Source organism: Streptomyces canus (assembly GCF_041435015.1).
GTDB lineage: Bacteria > Actinomycetota > Actinomycetes > Streptomycetales > Streptomycetaceae > Streptomyces > Streptomyces canus_G.
Genome location: NZ_CP107989.1, coordinates 9,088,298 through 9,105,384 on the forward strand (window position 1 = coordinate 9,088,298; position 17,087 = coordinate 9,105,384).

The following is a 17,087-nucleotide window of genomic DNA, read 5'->3' on the forward strand; positions in this document are numbered from 1 at the left end:
CGGTGACCCGGTCCGGAATCGCCGACATCCTGCCCCTGTCGCCGTTGCAGGAAGGGCTGCTCTTCCACGCCCTGTACGACGACGACCAGGCACCCGACGTCTACGCCGCACAGCAGATCCTCGAACTGACCGGTGACGTCGACCCCGCCGCCGTACGCGCCGCAGGGCAGGCCCTGCTCGACCGGCACCCGAACCTGCGTGCCTGCTTCCGCCGCCGGGAGTCCGCGGCCCCCCTCCAGATCGTCCCCGCGGATGTCGAACTTCCCTGGTCCGAAGCGGACTTGAGCGATCTCGACGACGCCGAACGCGAGACCGCCTGGCAGCGGATCCTGGACGAGGAACGCGCCCGCCGCTTCGACCTGGCCCGGCCCCCGCTGCTGCGGTACCTGCTCGTGCGCCGGACGGCCGACCGGTACCGCCTGGTGATCACCAACCATCACATCCTGCTCGACGGCTGGTCGAAGCAATTGCTGGTACGGGAGTTCACCGCCCTGTACGCGGGCGAGCACCCCACCGCCCTGCCCCCACCCCCGCCGTATCGCGACTACCTCGGCTGGCTCTCCCGGCAGGACCGCGCCGCCGCCGAGGCCGCCTGGCAGAAAGCGCTGGAAGGCGTCGAGGATCCCACCCTCCTGGCCCCCGGGGCGGCGGCCGGTACGACGGTGCTGCCGCACGAACTCGTCGTCGAACTCCCCGAGCCGGCGACCACCGACGCCGAGAGCGCGGCACGCAACCTCGGCATCACCCTCAACACCCTGGTCCAGGGCGCGTGGGGCGTGCTGCTCGGCCGCCTCACCGGCCGCACCGACACGGCGTTCGGCCAGACCGTCACCGTCCGCCCGCCCGAACTGCGGAACGTGGCCTCGATGGTCGGCTTCTGCATCAACACCGTGCCCACGCGCGTGCGTTGGGACGACACCGACACCGTCGCCGGCTTCCTGAACGCTCTCCAGGAGCGACAGGCCGCCCTGCTCCCGCACCAGCACCTCGGTCTCTCCGACATCCGGCGCACCACCGGCACCGGCGACCTCTTCGACACCCTGCTGGCCTTCGAGAGCCACCCCACGGCCACCGGCCCCGGCGAGGGCCGCGTCACGCAGCTGACCGGCCGCGACGCCACCCACTACCCCGTCACCCTCGCCGTCCTGCCCGGCCGTCGCCTGGCCCTGCGTCTGTCCTACCGGCCCGACCTGTACGACGAGACCGCCGCGCGCACCCTCCTGGACCGCTTCGCCGCGGTCCTGGCCCAGCTGACCGCCGAACCGTCCCGCCGCCTCGGCGAGGTGGAGGCCCTGCTGCCACAGGAGCGCGAGCAGCTCACGGGCGGCTCCGCGAGGGTCCCCGCACACGAGTCCGCCGCGCCGTCCGTCGCCCTGACCGACCTCTTCGCCCGTCAGGCCGCCCGCACGCCCGACGCGACGGCGGTGGTCCACGGGGACACCCGTCTCACCTATGCCGAACTGAACGCCCGCGCGACGGAGCTGGCCTCCCTGATGGCCGCCCGGGGCGCCGCCCCCGAACGCCTGGTGGCCCTCGCCCTGCCCCGCTCCACGGACCTGGTCGTCGCGATCCTGGCGGTGTTGAAGACCGGCGCGGCCTACGTCCCGCTGGACCCGCAGTATCCGGCCGAGCGGCTCGCGTACATGCTCAGCGACTCGGCACCCGTCCTGCTCCTCACCACGCGGGACGCGGCACCGGGCCTGCCCGACACCGACGTACCCGTGCTGACCCTGGACGGCCACGGCACCTCCCCGTGCGTCGCGGCTCTCCCGCGGCTGACGGGTGATCACCTCGCTTACGTCATCTACACCTCCGGCTCGACCGGACGACCCAAGGGCGTCGCCGTCCCGCACGGCAACGTGACCCGCCTCTTCGAGTCCACCCGCCACTGGTTCGACTTCGGCCCCGACGACGTGTGGACCCTGTTCCACTCCTACGCCTTCGACTTCTCCGTCTGGGAACTGTGGGGAGCCCTGCTGCACGGCGGCACCCTGGTCGTCGTACCGCACGAAGTCAGCCGGGACCCGCACGAGTTCCTGCGGCTGCTCGCCCGGGAGCGGGTGACCGTCCTCAACCAGACCCCCTCGGCCTTCGGCGAACTCGTGCGGGCCGACGCCGAACTGGCCCAGGTCTCCGACGAACTGAGCCTGCGGTACGTCGCCTTCGGCGGGGAGGCGCTCGACGTCACGCCCGTCGCCGACTGGTTCACCCGTCACCCGGAGGGCGCCCCCACCCTGGTGAACATGTACGGCATCACCGAGACCACCGTCCACGTCACCGGACTCCCGCTCACCCGGGAACGGTGCGAGGGCATCGGTGAGCCCCTCCCCGATCTGCGCGCCCACGTCCTGGACGCGGGTCTGCGCCTGGTACCGCCGGGCGTGGCCGGTGAGCTGTACGTGGCCGGCGAGGGCCTGGCCCGTGGCTATCTGGGCCGCCCGGGACTGACCGCCGGCCGGTTCGTCGCGGACCCCTTCGGCGGGCCCGGCGACCGGATGTACCGCACCGGCGACCTCGCACGCCGCACGGCGGACGGGCAGCTGGAGTACGTCGGCCGGGCCGACGACCAGGTCAAGATCCGCGGCTTCCGGATCGAGCCCGGCGAGGTCGAGGCGGCACTGGCCACCCATCCGGAGGTGTCCCGCGCCGTCGTCCTGGCCCGCCAGGGGCGGCTGGTGGCGTACGCCGCGTCCGACGGCACGCCCGACCCGGTGTCGCTGCGGGACCACCTCGCACGGACCCTGCCCGAGCACATGGTGCCCTTCGCGATCGTCGTCCTGGACCGGCTCCCGCTGACCGCCAACGGCAAGCTGGACCGCGCGGCCCTCCCGATCCCGGCCGCGGCCACCCCCGTCACCGGTGCCGGCCGCGCCCCGCGTACCCCGCAGGAGGAGATCCTCCGCGGCCTGTTCGCCGGCGTCCTCGGGCTCGACGCCCACCAGGTCGGCGCGGACGACGCCTTCTTCGACCTGGGCGGCGACTCCCTGCTCGCCATGCGCCTCACCGACCGGATCAGGACCGCTTTCGGCACCGCGCTGCCCGTCCGGGCCGTCTTCGAGGCCCCCACCCCGGCGGGCCTCGCCGGCCGCCTGGGCGACACGCGGGACGCGCACCGGCCCGCCCTCCTCCCGCTGCCGGACCGGCCCGACCCGGTACCCCTCTCCTACGGCCAGCAGCGGCTGTGGTTCATGAGCCGCCTCGACGGCGGCCACACCACCTACACCGTCCCGGCGGCCCTGCGCCTGACCGGCCCCCTGGACAGGCAGGCGCTCACGGAGGCGCTCGCCGACGTCGTCGCCCGCCACGAGCCGCTGCGCACCCTCCAGCCCGACGTGCAGGGCACCCCGTACCAGCGGATCCTGGCCCCGGAGGCGGCCAGGCCACGCCTGGACGTCGTCCGCACCACTGAGGACGAACTTCCCGGACTGCTGACGGGCGCCGCCGGCCGCCGCTTCGACCTCTCCGCCGAACCGCCCCTGCGGGTGACCCTGTACGACCTCGGCGACGACACCCACGTCCTCCTCCTGCTCGCCCACCACAGCGCGGTCGACGGCTGGTCCATGCGGCCACTGACCCGCGACCTGGAGAGCGCCTACACGGCCCGCCGCGAGGAACGGGCGCCCGAGTGGCCGCCCCTGCCCGTCCAGTACGCCGACTTCGCGCACTGGCAGCGCGAGTCGCTCGGGGACGAGAACGACCCCGGCAGCATGATGGCCGATCAGATCGACTTCTGGCGCTCGGCGTTGGAGGGCATCCCCGAGGAACTCCCGCTGCCGGCCGACCACCCGAGGCCCGCCGAACCCAGCGGCCTGGGCGGTCGCACGGCCGTCGCCCTGGACCCGGCCCTCCATGCCGGCCTCGCCGACCTGGCCGCCGCACAGCGGGTGACCCTCTTCATGGTGCTCCAGGCCGGACTCGCCGCCCTCCTGACCCGGCTCGGCTCCGGCACCGACGTGCCCATCGGCACCCCCGTCGCCGGCCGGAGCGACGAGCGGCTCGACGACCTCGTCGGGTTCTTCGTCAACAGCCTCACCCTGCGCACCGACACCTCCGGCAACCCCACCTTCCGCGAACTCCTCGCCCGAGTCCGGGACTTCGACCTCGCCGCCTACGCCCACCAGGACGTGCCGTTCGACCTCCTGGTGGACGCCGTCAGCCCCGAGCGGAGCCTCGCCCGCCACCCCCTCTTCCAGGTCATGCTGGCCTACACCGGCCATGGCCCGGACCCCGTCCCCGCCCTGCCCGGCCTGAGCGTCACCCGAGAACCGGTGGTGACGGGAGCGGCCCGTTTCGACCTCTCCCTGTATCTCACCGAGCACCGCCACGACGACGGCTCCCCGGCGGGCATCGACGGCGTCGCCGAGTTCAGCACGGATCTCTTCGAGCCGGAGACCGCCCGCCGACTGGCCCACAGGCTCGTCCACTTCCTCGACGCCGTCGTCACCGAACCGGACCGGCGCATCGGCGACGTCGACCTCCTCGTCGAGGACGAGCACGCCCGCCTCGACGACTGGAACGCGAACCGGGGATCGGTACCGCCCGAGTCCCTGGCCGAGATGTTCACACGGCAGGTACGGCAACGGCCCGACGCGCCCGCACTCAACGACCTGTCGTACGCCGAACTCGACACCGAGGCACGGAAGGTGGCCCGCCGGCTCGCAGGGCGCGGCATCGGCCCCGGCGACCTCGTCGCCGTACAACTGCCCCGGTCCGTGGAGCGGATCGTCGCCCTGCTCGCGGTCGCCCTGTCCGGCGCCGCGTTCCTCCCGGTCGACCCGGCCCTCCCCGCCGACCGCATCGACGCGCTGCTGGCCGACGCCCGACCGGCACACGTCCTGACCGACCTCACGACGGACGGCACCCCCGGCGAACCGCCCACCGACCACCACCCCCACCACGCCGCCTACGTCATCCACACCTCCGGCTCGACCGGCACCCCCAAGGGCGTGGTCGTCGAGAACCGCGGGCTCGCCGCCCTCGCGGGCACACAGATCGAGCGCTTCGGACTCGGTCCCGACAGCAGGGTCCTGCAGTTCTCGGCGCCCGGCTTCGACGCGTCCGTGATGGAGCTCCTGATGGCCTTCGCGGCGGGCGGGACCCTGGTGGTGCCGGACGTACAGGGGCCGCTGCTGGGCGAGGAACTCGAACAGGAGCTGACCCGGGGGCGGATCACCCACGCACTGATCCCGCCGACCGCCCTCGCCACCCTGCCGCCGAGCGAGCTGCCCGACCTTCAGACCCTGGTGGTCGGCGCCGAGGCCTGCTCCGGCGAACTGGTGGCCCGCTGGGCACCCGGCCGCCGTATGGCCAACGCCTACGGGCCCACCGAGTCCACGGTCTGCGCCACCATCGCCGTCCCGCTCGGCGGCGACCAGGCCCCGCCCATCGGGCGCCCCGTCGCCGGTACCCGCGCCCTCGTCCTGGACGCCTGGCTGCGCCCGGTTCCGCCCGGCACGGTCGGCGAGCTCTACCTCGCGGGAACCGGCGTGGCCCGCGGCTATCTCGGCCGCCCCGACCTGACCGCGGCGCGCTTCGTCGCCGACCCGCACGGCGGCCCCGGCGACCGCATGTACCGCACCGGCGACCTGGCCCGCTGGGCGCCGGACGGACAGCTGGAGTACCTCGGCCGCGCCGACGAGCAGGTCAAGCTGCGCGGCTTCCGGATCGAACCCGGCGAGATCGAGGCCGCGTTGGCCCGCGACCCCGCGGTCGCGCAGGCAGCCGTAGTGATGCGCGAGGACGAGCCGGGGGAGCGGCGCCTGATCGCCTACGTCACCACCCGCCCCGGACACCCGCCCGCCGACCCCGCCGCACTGCGCGCGAACGCCGATCGGCTGCTCCCGGAGTACATGGTCCCCTCGGCCGTCGTCGTCCTGGACGCGCTCCCGCTCACCCCCAACGGCAAGCTGGATCGCAGGGCCCTGCCCGCCCCCGAGACACGGACGGCCGTGGAAGCGGCCCGTGAGCCGAGGTCGCCCGCCGAGCGCGTGCTCGCCGAACTCTTCCGCGAGCTGCTGAAGCTTCCCGGGATCACCCTCGACGAGGGCTTCTTCGCGCTCGGCGGTGACAGCATCTCCTCGATCCGGCTGGTGAGCCGGGCCGCCGAGGCCGGGGTGGTGATCAGCCCGCGCGATGTGTACGAGCACCAGACGGTGGCCGCCCTCGCGGCCGTGGCCCGCGGTCCCGTGGGCGCCGCGAACGTCGGCGGCGCAGACGACGGCGTCGGGTCGGTGCCGTTCACGCCCGTGATGCACTGGCTGGTCGAGCGCGGCGGTCCGATCGGCCGGCTCAGCCAGTCGGTGCTGCTGACGGTGCCCGCGGACGCCGATGTGCCCCGGCTGACCCGCAGCCTCCAGGCGCTCGTGGACCACCACGACATGCTCCGGTCCCGGCTCACCCGGGAGCGTTCGATGGAGGTCGGCAAGGTGGGCTCGGTCGCCGTCGTCGTGGACCACCGGGATGTCAGCGCTGAGGACGATCTCCACGCTGCCGTGGCCGAGGAGTTCGACCGCGCGCTCGGCATGCTCGACCCGGCGACCGGCGCGATGCTGCGGACCGTATGGCTCGACGCGGGCCGGGACCGCCCCGGACGGCTGCTGCTGGTCGTCCACCACCTGGCCGTGGACGGGGTGTCCTGGCGGATCCTCGTGCCCGACCTGGAGGCGGCCTGGGAGGCGGTCGCACAGGGGCGCGAGCCTCAACTGCCGCCCGTTGGCACGTCGTTCCGTACCTGGGCGGCCGTACTGCGTGAGGAGGCGCGCACACGAGGTGCGGAGGCCAAGCGGTGGCGGCGGCTGAACGACGCCCCGCGCGCCCCCTTCGGTGCCAGACCGCTCGACCCCGCGAAGGACACCGCGGCCACCACCAGGTCACTGCGCCTGACCCTCGAAGCCGACGTGACCGGCCCGCTGCTCGGCAGAGTGCCCGCCGCGTTCCGCGCCGGACCGCAGGACGTGCTGCTCGCCGGGCTCGCCCTGGCGGTCGCCGCACGCCAGGACGTCCCACACGTCCTCGTCGACGTCGAGGGACACGGCCGTGAGGAGATCGCACCCGGCCTCGAACTCTCGCGCACGGTCGGCTGGTTCACCTCCCTCTACCCGGTCCATGTCGACCTGGAGGGCCTCGACCTGCGGGACGCACTGGCCGCAGGTGCCGCCGCCGACGGCGTGGTGCGCCGTGTCGCCGACCGGACCGGTGAACTGCCCGACCGGGGCGTCGGGTTCGGCCTCCTGCGGTACCTGAACCAGGACACCGCGGGCGAGTTGGCCCAGCAGCCCGCACCCCCGATCGGCTTCAACTACCTCGGCCGGTTCGCCACGGCCCCGGCCACCGCCGGCCCGTGGTCGTTCGCCCCGGAGTCCCCGGCACTCGGCAGCGGCACCGACCCCGGCCTCGCCGCCGCCCACGCCCTCGACGTCAACGCGGTCGTCCACGACGGACCGGCAGGCCCCCGGCTCGTCGCCGACTGGTCCTGGCCCGACGGGGTGCTCACCGGGTCCGAGGTACGGGAGCTGGCCGAGGGCTGGTTCGCCGCCCTCACCGCGCTGACCGACCGTGCCGCCCGCATGGCACCGCAGGCCCCGGGCGCCCTGCTGTCGGCAGAGCTCGACGCGGACGAACTCGACGAACTCGCCGCCGGCCTCGACGGCTGACGCGCACGGAAAGAGACGAAACGATGACCCAGCCCGCGCTGGCCGACGTCCTGCCCCTGACCCCCCTCCAGGAGGGGCTCCTCTTCCACGCCGTGTACGAGCACGAGCGGGACGCCGCCGACGTGTACCTCGTACAGCTGGTCTTCGACCTCGACGGCCCGGTCGACACCGGACGGCTGCGCGCCGCCTGGCAGGCCCTGCTGGACCGGCACCCCAACCTCCGGGCCGCCTTCCGGCGCCGCAAGGGCGGCGCGCCCGTGCAGGTCGTCCCGCACCGCGCGACCCTGCCGTGGACGGAGACCGATGTCGACTCCGAGGGCGGCTGGTCCCGGCTCCTCGACGCGGACCGCGACCGCGGTTTCGACCCGGCCACCCCGCCCCTGATCCGCTGCACCCTGGCCCGCCTGCCCGACGGACGGCACCGGCTCCTCGTCACCCACCACCACATCCTGCTCGACGGCTGGTCGGTCTCCGTCCTGGTGCGCGAACTCCTCGCGCTCTACAAGGCAGAGGCCGAACTCCCGCCCGCCCCCGCCTACCGCACCTTCCTGGAATGGCTCGGCCGCCAGGACCGCAGCGCCGCGGAGACCGCCTGGCGGACGGCCCTGGACGAAGTGACCGAACCGACCCGGCTGGCCCCGCCCGACCCCGGGCCCGGCCCACTGGCCCAGGCCCGCGCCGAACTGCCGGAAACCACCGCGGCCGCCCTCACCGCCCTCGCCCGCAGGCTCGGCGTCACCGCCAACACCCTGGTGCAGACCGCCTGGTCGATCCTGCTCAGCCGGACGACCGGCCGGAACGACGTGCTGTTCGGCGCCACCGTCTCCGGACGCCCCGCCACCCTGCCCGGCGTCGAGTCGATGGTCGGGCTCTTCGTGAACACCGTTCCGGTTCGCGTACGGCTGCGGCCCGACCGCTCGCTGAGCGAGCTGCTGCGGGACGTCCAGGACGGCTACGTCAGTCTCCTCGACCACCACCACCTCGGCCTCGCCGACATCCAGCGCACCACCGGCCTACCCGAACTCTTCGACACCCTCGTCGTGTTCGAGAACTACCCGATGGACGACACGGCTCCCGCCGACAGCCTGCGCATCACCGGCACGAGCGGGCGTGACGCCACCCACTATCCCGTCACCCTCGTCGCCTTCCCCGGACCCCGCCTGCGCTTCCGCCTCGCCCACCGGTGCGACCTCTTCGAGGACGGCTGGGCCGACGCCCAACTCGGCCACCTCGTCCACATCCTGGAGATCCTCGCCGCCCACCCCGACCTCCCGCTCGGGCGCCTCGGCCTCCTCGACCCCAAGAACGACCCCCGCCCTGACCCGGCCGCCGAACCGGCCCCCGCGACCCGCACCCTCACCGACCTCTGGACGGCCCAGGCGACGGCCACCCCCGACGCGGAGGCCGTACGAGCGGGCGGTGCGAGTCTGTCGTACGGCGAACTCGACGCGCGGGCCGAGCGGTTGGCCCACCGGCTCACCGCGCTAGGCGCCGGTCCGGAACGGGTGGTCGGTATCGCCCTGCCCCGCACGCCCGACCTGGTCGTGGCCGTCCTGGCCGTCCTGAAGTCGGGGGCCGCCTATCTGCCGCTCGACCCCGCCTACCCCAAGGACCGGCTCGCGTACATCGTCGAGGACGCCAGGCCGGTGGCGGTACTGGCCACGGCCGACACGGCAGAAGTACTTCCGGCGGGGACTCAACTCGTGCTGCCCGAGGACGACATGGCGGGCCCGCGGGAACGTCCGCTGCGGCGACCGCTGCCCGGCAGCCTCGCCTACATCACCTACACCTCCGGCTCGACCGGGCGCCCCAAGGGAGTCCTCGCCACCCACCGCAACGCCGTCGAGTTCGTGGAGTGGACTCACCGCGCCTTCGGCCGCGAGGCTCTGCGCAAGGTCCTCTTCTCCACCTCGCTCAACTTCGACGTCTCGGTGTTCGAGATCTTCGCCCCGCTGCTGTGCGGCGGACGCGTCGAACTCGTCGACAACCTGCTGTCCCTCACCGCGTCCGGCACCGACGCCGGGCTGGTCAGCGGCGTACCCTCGGTGATGGCGGGCGTGATCGCCGAACGCCCCGACGCCGCGCCGCACACCGTCGCCCTGGGCGGTGAGCCCATCCCCGCACAGCTCCGCGAAGACCTCCGTACCGCCTTCCCCGCAGCGCGTCTTGTCAACTTCTACGGGCCCACCGAGGCGACGATCTACGCCACGGCCTGGCGCTCCGACGAGGACACCGTTCAGGGCTCACCGCCGCTCGGTGACCCGCTCGCCCGCAACCGGGTTTACCTCCTGGACCAGGCCCTGCGGCCGGTCCCCGACGGGATCGTCGGCGAGATCCATCTCGGTGGCGGCGGCCCCGCCCGCGGCTACCTCGGGCGCCCGGCACTCACCTCCGAGCGGTTCGTCGCCGACCCCTTCGGGGCGCCGGGGGAGCGGATGTACCGGACCGGGGACCTCGCGGTCCGCGGCCGTGACGGACGGCTGCGGTTCGTCGGACGCGCCGACCACCAGGTGAAGATCCGCGGCTTCCGCGTCGAACTCGGCGAGATCGAGGCCATGCTCACGGCGCACCCGGCCGTCACCGAGGCCGCGGTGACTGTGCGTCAGGACAGGCGCGGTGAGCAGCGGTTGGTGGCCCACGTCGTGGGTGATGCCGCCCCCGACCGCCTGCGCGAACACCTGGCCGGCACGCTCCCCGCGCACATGGTCCCGGCCATCATCGTGCCGCTTACCGCTCTCCCGCGCACCGCCAGCGGCAAGACCGACCGCACGGCCCTGCCCGACCCGTCCGCACCCGCCGAGACCACCGGCGCCCCGCGCTCCCCGCACGAGGAACGGCTGCGCGCGATCGTCGCCGACGTCCTCGGTCTGGAGCCCTCCCGCGTCGGCGTCCACGACAGTTTCTTCGACCTCGGCGGCCACTCCCTGCTGACCCCCCGCCTCACCGCCCGCATCCGCACCGACCTCGGCGCCGCACTGCCCCTGCGCGCGGTGTTCGACACTCCCACGGTCGCCGGACTGGCCCGGCGACTACGGGGCGGCACGCCGGGCGCGGCCCCCCTGGACGCCGTACTGCCCCTGCGCACCCGGGGCGACAAGGAACCCCTCTTCTGTCTGCCGCCCGCCTCCGGCCTCGCCTGGGGCTTCGCCGGACTCGCCCGCCACCTCGACCCCGAACGCCCGCTGTACGGCCTCCAGTCGCGGGGCCTGATCCCCGGCCACCCACGCACGGACAGCCTTCGGGCGACGGTCGCCGACCACCTCGCCCGCATCCGCGAGATCCAGCCCGAGGGCCCCTACCATCTGCTCGGCTACTCCATGGGCGGCCTGGTGGCGTACGAGGTCGCCGTCACCCTCCAGAAGCAAGGCCACGACGTCGCCCTCCTGGCGATGCTCGACGCCTTCCCGGGGGTCTGGATCGACCGGGGCGCCCGCGCGACGGACCGGCCCGCGCTGCTGCGCAGCCTGCTCGGCATCCTGGGCCGCCCCCGGCCCGAGGACACGGAGCCCCTTACCGACACCCGCTTCGCCGAACTCGTGCGCCGCGTCCCCGACATGACCGCGAGCCTCGACGACGCCGAACTCGCCGCCCTGGTCGAGGTCACGTCCGGCAACCGACGGCTGATGGAGGAGTTCGTCCCCACGTCGTACCGCGGTGACCTGCTGTTCTTCACGGCCGCACAGGATCCGGACACACACCCGGAGCGCCACCGTGCCTGGCAGCCGTACGTCGACGGACGCGTCGACAACCACGACCTCCCGTGCGTCCACGGGGAGATGACCCGGCCCGGCCCGCTGGAGCGGATCGGCGCCGTACTGAACACCGCACCCCATGGAAGGAACCCCGCATGAGCGCCAACCCGTTCGACGACGACACCCTCGAGCACTTCGTGCTGGTCAACGACGAGGGCCAGCACTCCCTGTGGCCCGCCTTCGCGGAGGTGCCGGCCGGCTGGACGGTCGTCCACGGCCGGGCGGCCCGCCAGGAGTGCCTGGAGTACGTCGAACAGCACTGGACCGACATGCGGCCCAAGAGCCTGATCCGGGCCATGGGCGAATAGAGCAGGGGGAGTCGAACGATGACCACGCGGCGGACGATCGGTCCGGAAGAGCTCGACACGCTGAACCTGGCGGATCCACGGCTGCACGCCGAGGACGAACTGTCCGCCGTGTGGCGCCACTTGAGGGAGCATGAGCCGGTCCACCGGAACCCGGCCACCGAAACGGCTCCCGGTTTCTGGGTGGTGACCCGGCACACCGACGTGACCTCGGTGTACCGCGACAACACCACCTTCACCTCCGAGGGCGGCAACGTCCTGGAGACCCTGCTCGCGGGCGGCGACTCGGCGGCCGGCCGCATGCTCGCCATCACCGACGGGGACCGGCACCGGGAACTGCGCCGCGTCCTGATGTCCGCGTTCACTCCGCGCGCCCTCCAGCCGGTCGTGGCGAGCGTGCGCCGCACGGTCGACCGGCTGCTGCGCGAGGCCATCGACAAGGGGACCTGCGACTTCGCCGCCGACGTGGCCGCCGGCATCCCCCTCGGGGCGATCTGCGACCTGCTCGGCGTGCCCGAGAGCGACCGCGCCCATGTCCTGAGCCTGACCTCCTCGGCCCTCGGCTCCCACGACGCCGACGGCACCGCCGCCGACGCGTGGATCGCCAAGAGCGAGATCCTGCTCTATTTCGCGAACCTCGCCCGCGACCGCCGGGACAGTGGCCACGCGGACGTCATCGGGCTCCTCGCCGGAAGCAAGGTGAACGGGTTTCCGCTGGACGACGACGAGATCATGCTCAACTGCTACAGCCTGATCCTCGGCGGTGACGAGACGGCCCGGCTGTCCATGGTCGGTGCCGCACTGGCCCTGGTGGAGCACCCCGACCAGTGGCAGGCACTCAAGCAGGGCGACGCCGGTGTCGAGACGGCGGTGGAGGAGATTCTGCGCTGGACGACCCCGGCGCTGCACTCGGGCCGTACGGCCACGACCGACACCGAGATCGCGGGCCGTCCGATCCGCGCCGGAGACATCGTGACGGTGTGGAACGCCTCCGCCAACCACGACGAGCAGGTCTTCGACGACCCCGGACGGCTCCGCCTCGACCGCACCCCCAACAAACACTGCACCTTCGCCTACGGCCCGCACTTCTGCCTGGGCGCCTACCTGGCCCGCGCGGAGATCGGAGCGGTGCTGGAGGGGCTGCGCGATCTGGTGGAGGACATGGAACAGACGGGCCCGGCGAAGCCGGTCTACTCCAACTTCCTCAGCGGTCTCGGTTCGCTGCCGCTGGCCCTGAAGTGAGTCTCACCCGCTGATCACCTCCTGCTCGGTCCCGGCCGGTGCCCGATGGCGCCGGAAGCCGGGGAAGAGCAGGAGGAGGGCGAGCGCCGCCACGACGGTCAGGACACCGCCGCCCGTGACGGCCCACCTGACGCCGAGGGCGGCGCCGACGGTGCCGTGGAGGAGGTCGCCCAGCCGTGGTCCTCCGACGGCCACCACGGTGTCGATCCCCTGGAGCCTGCCGCGCATCCCGTCGGGAACGGCGCTCTGCAGCACCGTCTTCCGGAAGACCCCCAGCGCGAGGAGCGCACCGCCGGCCGGCAGCAGCCACGCCACGGCGGAGAGGAGCGAGTGGGCCAGCCCGAACCCCGCGACCGCCAGGCCCCACACGCCGACCGACACGGCCACCGCGACACCGTGGCGGCCGATGCGCGTGAAGGCCCCGGAGAACAACCCCGCCAGCACGCCCCCGGCCGAGACGGCGGCGTACAACACCCCGATGTCGGAAGGGTGGAAGGTCTGCGCGGCCAGTTGCGGGAACAGTGCCGTGGGCAGACCGAGGGACAGCGCGGCGAAGTCGGCGAGATAGACCACCAGTAGAATCTGACGTCGCGTCACAAACCGTACGCCGTCCGCGATCTGCCCCGGAACCGCGCTCTTTCGTCGCTCACCGCCGCCTGCCGGGGGAAGAGCCGGCAGTCGCCACACGGCCCACACCGTCGCGCAGACCGCGACCGCGTCCGCCAGATACAGCGTCCGGCTGCCCACGACCGGCAGCAGGCCGCCGGCCAGCAGCGGCCCGGTGATTCCGGCGGACAGGAGCACCGTCGACTGCAGCGCGTTGGCGGCCGCAAGCAACTCGGGCCGTACCAGACGGGGTGTCACGGCCCTGCTCGCCGTGGAGTTGGCGCCGAACAGGGCCTGCTGCACGGCCACCAGCACGAGCAGCACGGCGACCGACCGCAGATTCGCCCACGCCTGCGCCCACAGCAGCAACGACGTCACCCCGATGCCGATCGTGGTCGTCAGCAGCACACGCCGTCGGTCGCGTACATCGGCGAGGGCCCCTCCCCACAGTGCCGCCGCGGCCATCGGGGCGAGGCCCACCAGACCGGCCAGCCCCACGTAGGCCGACGAGCCGGAGACCTCGTAGATCTGCAACGGCACGACGACCGCCGTGAGTTGAGCTCCGAGGGCGGTCACGATTCCGGCCGCCCACAATCGCCGGAACGCGCCCGCCCGCAGTGGCCGTACGTCGATCAGCAGCTGTTTTCCTCGCACCATGGAGCGAGGCTGCGGGCTCCCCTTGGGGCAAGGTCAACCGACGTGGGCGAGCACCTGGTCGGCCAGTTCCCGCGGGGTCGACTCGCCGTCGAGGAACACCGTGTCACCGGGCAGGGTATCGACCGCGGCCGTACACACCTCGATGCGGGCCTTGCACCACGCCCGCACCCGTTCCTCCCGCGCGGGATCGTCGGGGAAGTGGCTCCGTGCGTCGATCCGCCGCACCAGGACCTCCGGCGCGACCTTGATGAAGAAGTGGTGGACCACGATGTCCGCGGCCTTCAGGGCGCCGAAGATCTCGCCCCGGGAGCCGGGGTCCACCAGCGTCATGGGGATCAGGAGCGGGCGGCGGTGCTCCTCGACGAGACCGACGGCCAGGTCGGCGACCTGCCGCCGCCACAGGGGAAGGTCCTGGAAATCACCGGTCGGCACGTCCACGATCTCCCGCAGCACATATCCGACCATTTCGGGGTCGAAGACCAGCGCCTCGGGCCATCGCGGGCGCAGTTCCTCCACAAGCGTGCTCTTCCCGCCGCCGAACGGGCCGTTTATCCAGACGATCACAGTCGTTTCCCCCGGTTCCCGCGAACGCCGAACGAGTGACAGTAGCGTCAACCCCGCGGCGGCGCGCTGCTCCCCCTCACCACCAGACGCGTCGGGACGAGGTCCGTACCGGGCTGTCCCCCCTCGTGCGCGCGGATCTGCTGAAGCACCTTCTGGACGCAGCGATGGCCCACTTCCGCGAAGTCCTGGTGGACGGTGGTGAGCGGCGGCACGAAGAACGCCGCGTCGGGGATGTCGTCGAAACCGACCACGCTGACGTCGTGCGGCACGGACAGCCCGCGCTCGTGGAACGCGCGCAGCAGCCCCAGCGCCATCTGGTCGTTGGCGGCGAACACGGCCGTACAGTCCGGCGGTTCGGCGAGCTGCAGCCCGGCCGCGTAACCGGACTCCGCCGACCAGTCCCCGTACAGCGCGGGCGGCACCGGCCGCCCCGCCGACTCGAGGACCGCACGCCAGGCCTGGGCCCGCCGCTGCCCCGCGAAGGAGGCCTGCGGACCGGCCACGTGCCAGACGGTCCGATGGCCCAGGTCCAGCAGATGCTCTACGGCCTTGCGCGCGCCGTCCGCCTGGTCGGTGTCGACCACGCTGTAGCGGTCGCCGGCGTCGGAGTCCACGACGACGACATGCACCCCGGGCGGCAGCTGGACCGTCCCGGTGTCGAGGAGATGGATCTCCATGATGACGATGACCGCGTCCACGGCCAGCTCGCCCATCCGCGTGAAGGCCCCCAGGACGTTGTCCTGCGTCGGGACGTCGATGGGGATCAAGGTGATCGCGTACCCCTCGGCCGCCGCGTGCGTGGCGATCGCCTCCACCGTCCGGCTGTTGCCGGTCGAGGACAGGCTGAACAGGATCACGCCGATCGTGTTGAACTGGCCGTACCGCAGCGCCCGCGCGGCACTGTTGGGGCGGTAGCCCAGTTCCCGCATCGCCGCCAGCACCTGCTCGCGCGTGGCAACGATCACCCCGGGGTGACCGTTGGAGACCCGCGAGACCGTCTGCGAGGAGACACCCGCCAGCTTGGCGACGTCCGCCATGGACACGCGCTGCTTGCGCCGCCCCCCGGGCACACCGGAACCTCCCCGCTCCACCACTGCTGCCTCCTCCGTCCGCACACGAACGTGTTGCGTGTCGCACCGGATGTTACGTGTGGGAAACCTTGACGGTCGCCGGAGCGGATGCCACGATTCCGGCGCCGTCATGTTTACGTAAACATGCTGTCATTCCGAAAGGGTTTGGTCGATGCGCAAGACCCCCGTCAGCACCCGCGCCCCGAGGCTGCGTGCCTCGCTCGTCGCCGTCGCGATCGCCGCGATCAGCGGTGCCACCCTCACCGGCAGCCCCGCCTCCGCCGCCGCGCCGACCACCGACACGACCCAGTTCAAGGGCGTCAACTGGGCCGACCCGCGCGACAACTTCGCCGACGACGAGCTCCAGTTGTCGGGCCTGTCGACCTCCGACACCTACGCCCAGACGTACACCAAGGCGAGCCGCATCATCTCGGCGTTCCGGGCGAACCTCGGCGCCAACACCGTCCGGCTGCCGATCAACCCGTACACCGTCAACGGCTCCTACTGGAAGTCGTACCGGGGCGTCATAGACGCCGCGACGGCCCACGGCTTCAAGGTCATCGTGTCCTACTGGGAGGGCACGGGCGACCGCAAGGACGGCTTCATCGACGACGAGGCCACCTACTGGCCGATGTGGAACACCGTGGTCAAGGCCTACAAGGGCAACTCCCGGGTCTACTTCGAGCCGATGAACGAGCCGCACGGCTACACGGACACCGAGTGGGCCGACATCGCCGCGAAGTGGCTGAACACGTACAAGTCGGTGCCGCGCAACCGGGTCTTCGTCAGTGGCGCCGGCTACAACGACCACGTCACGACCGTGTGCGCCGACCCGCGCCTGAAGGGCACCTACCTGTCGCTGCACCACTACGGCTTCTGGAAGTCGTACGCCACCTACGACGAGTGGGTGGCCGACCTGAAGGTGCGCATCGGCGACTGCGCGAACCGGACCGTGGCGGACGAGTTCGGCGCGCCGATGACGACGGGTCTGAACTACAACGTGAAGACCCCGGACGACAACTTCGTCAACTACGTCCAGGCCGTCACCGACACCTTCCGCGAGCTGAAGATGGGTTCGGTGTACTGGCCGGGCCTGCGCACCGACGACATCTACTCGGTGCAGAAGCTCGTCGGCCCGGCCAACCGGCCGTGGCTGGAGACCACCAACCAGTCGGGCGCCGACCGCCTCGCCTGGGCCTGGGGCCGCGGAACGCCCGTCAAGGGCTGACGCCCTTCCCT

The 17,087-nt window shown here is 72.6% G+C and carries 8 protein-coding genes; 5 read left to right on the plus strand and 3 right to left on the minus strand.

The genetic code is table 11. The annotated features are described in order from the left end of the window. The first annotated feature begins 2 nt into the window (after nt 1-2). The 4 genes from OG841_RS41360 to OG841_RS41375 are packed head-to-tail and all read left to right on the plus strand — an operon-like array spanning nt 3 to nt 12,951. Nucleotides 3-7,652, plus strand: a complete 7,650-nt coding sequence (locus OG841_RS41360) for an amino acid adenylation domain-containing protein (protein WP_371569503.1) — start codon at nt 3-5, stop codon at nt 7,650-7,652. A gap of 23 nt (nt 7,653-7,675) precedes the next feature. Then, a complete protein-coding gene (locus tag OG841_RS41365; protein ID WP_371569506.1) occupies nt 7,676-11,503 on the plus strand; it encodes an amino acid adenylation domain-containing protein in 3,828 nt (1,275 codons plus the stop codon). Next, a complete protein-coding gene (locus tag OG841_RS41370; RefSeq protein ID WP_328636683.1) occupies nt 11,500-11,712 on the plus strand; it encodes an MbtH family protein in 213 nt (70 codons plus the stop codon). The genes OG841_RS41365 and OG841_RS41370 overlap by 4 nt, the downstream gene beginning before the upstream one ends. An 18-nt stretch (nt 11,713-11,730) precedes the next feature. Next, nucleotides 11,731-12,951: a cytochrome P450 gene (locus OG841_RS41375; RefSeq protein WP_371569508.1), complete on the plus strand. Its 1,221-nt coding sequence runs from the start codon at nt 11,731-11,733 to the stop codon at nt 12,949-12,951. 3 nt (nt 12,952-12,954) lie between these two features. On the opposite strand, the gene OG841_RS41380 is transcribed toward OG841_RS41375, so the two are convergent. Genes OG841_RS41380 through OG841_RS41390 form a run of 3 tightly spaced genes read right to left on the minus strand, consistent with a single transcriptional unit; the run spans nt 12,955 to nt 15,872 of the window. Further along, entirely contained in the window at nt 12,955-14,214 is a 1,260-nt protein-coding gene (locus OG841_RS41380) for an MFS transporter (protein WP_371569511.1), read from the minus strand. 33 nt (nt 14,215-14,247) lie between these two features. Next, nucleotides 14,248-14,778 (minus strand): AAA family ATPase, encoded by a 531-nt coding sequence (locus tag OG841_RS41385; protein WP_371569514.1) that lies wholly within the window; start codon nt 14,776-14,778, stop codon nt 14,248-14,250. 47 nt (nt 14,779-14,825) lie between these two features. Then, a complete protein-coding gene (locus OG841_RS41390; RefSeq protein WP_371569516.1) occupies nt 14,826-15,872 on the minus strand; it encodes a LacI family DNA-binding transcriptional regulator in 1,047 nt (348 codons plus the stop codon). Between the two features lie 148 nt (nt 15,873-16,020). Between OG841_RS41390 and OG841_RS41395 the strand changes: the two genes are divergently transcribed. Further along, nucleotides 16,021-17,076: a glycoside hydrolase family 5 protein gene (locus OG841_RS41395; RefSeq protein WP_328636678.1), complete on the plus strand. Its 1,056-nt coding sequence runs from the start codon at nt 16,021-16,023 to the stop codon at nt 17,074-17,076. The last annotated feature ends 11 nt before the right edge of the window (nt 17,077-17,087 follow it).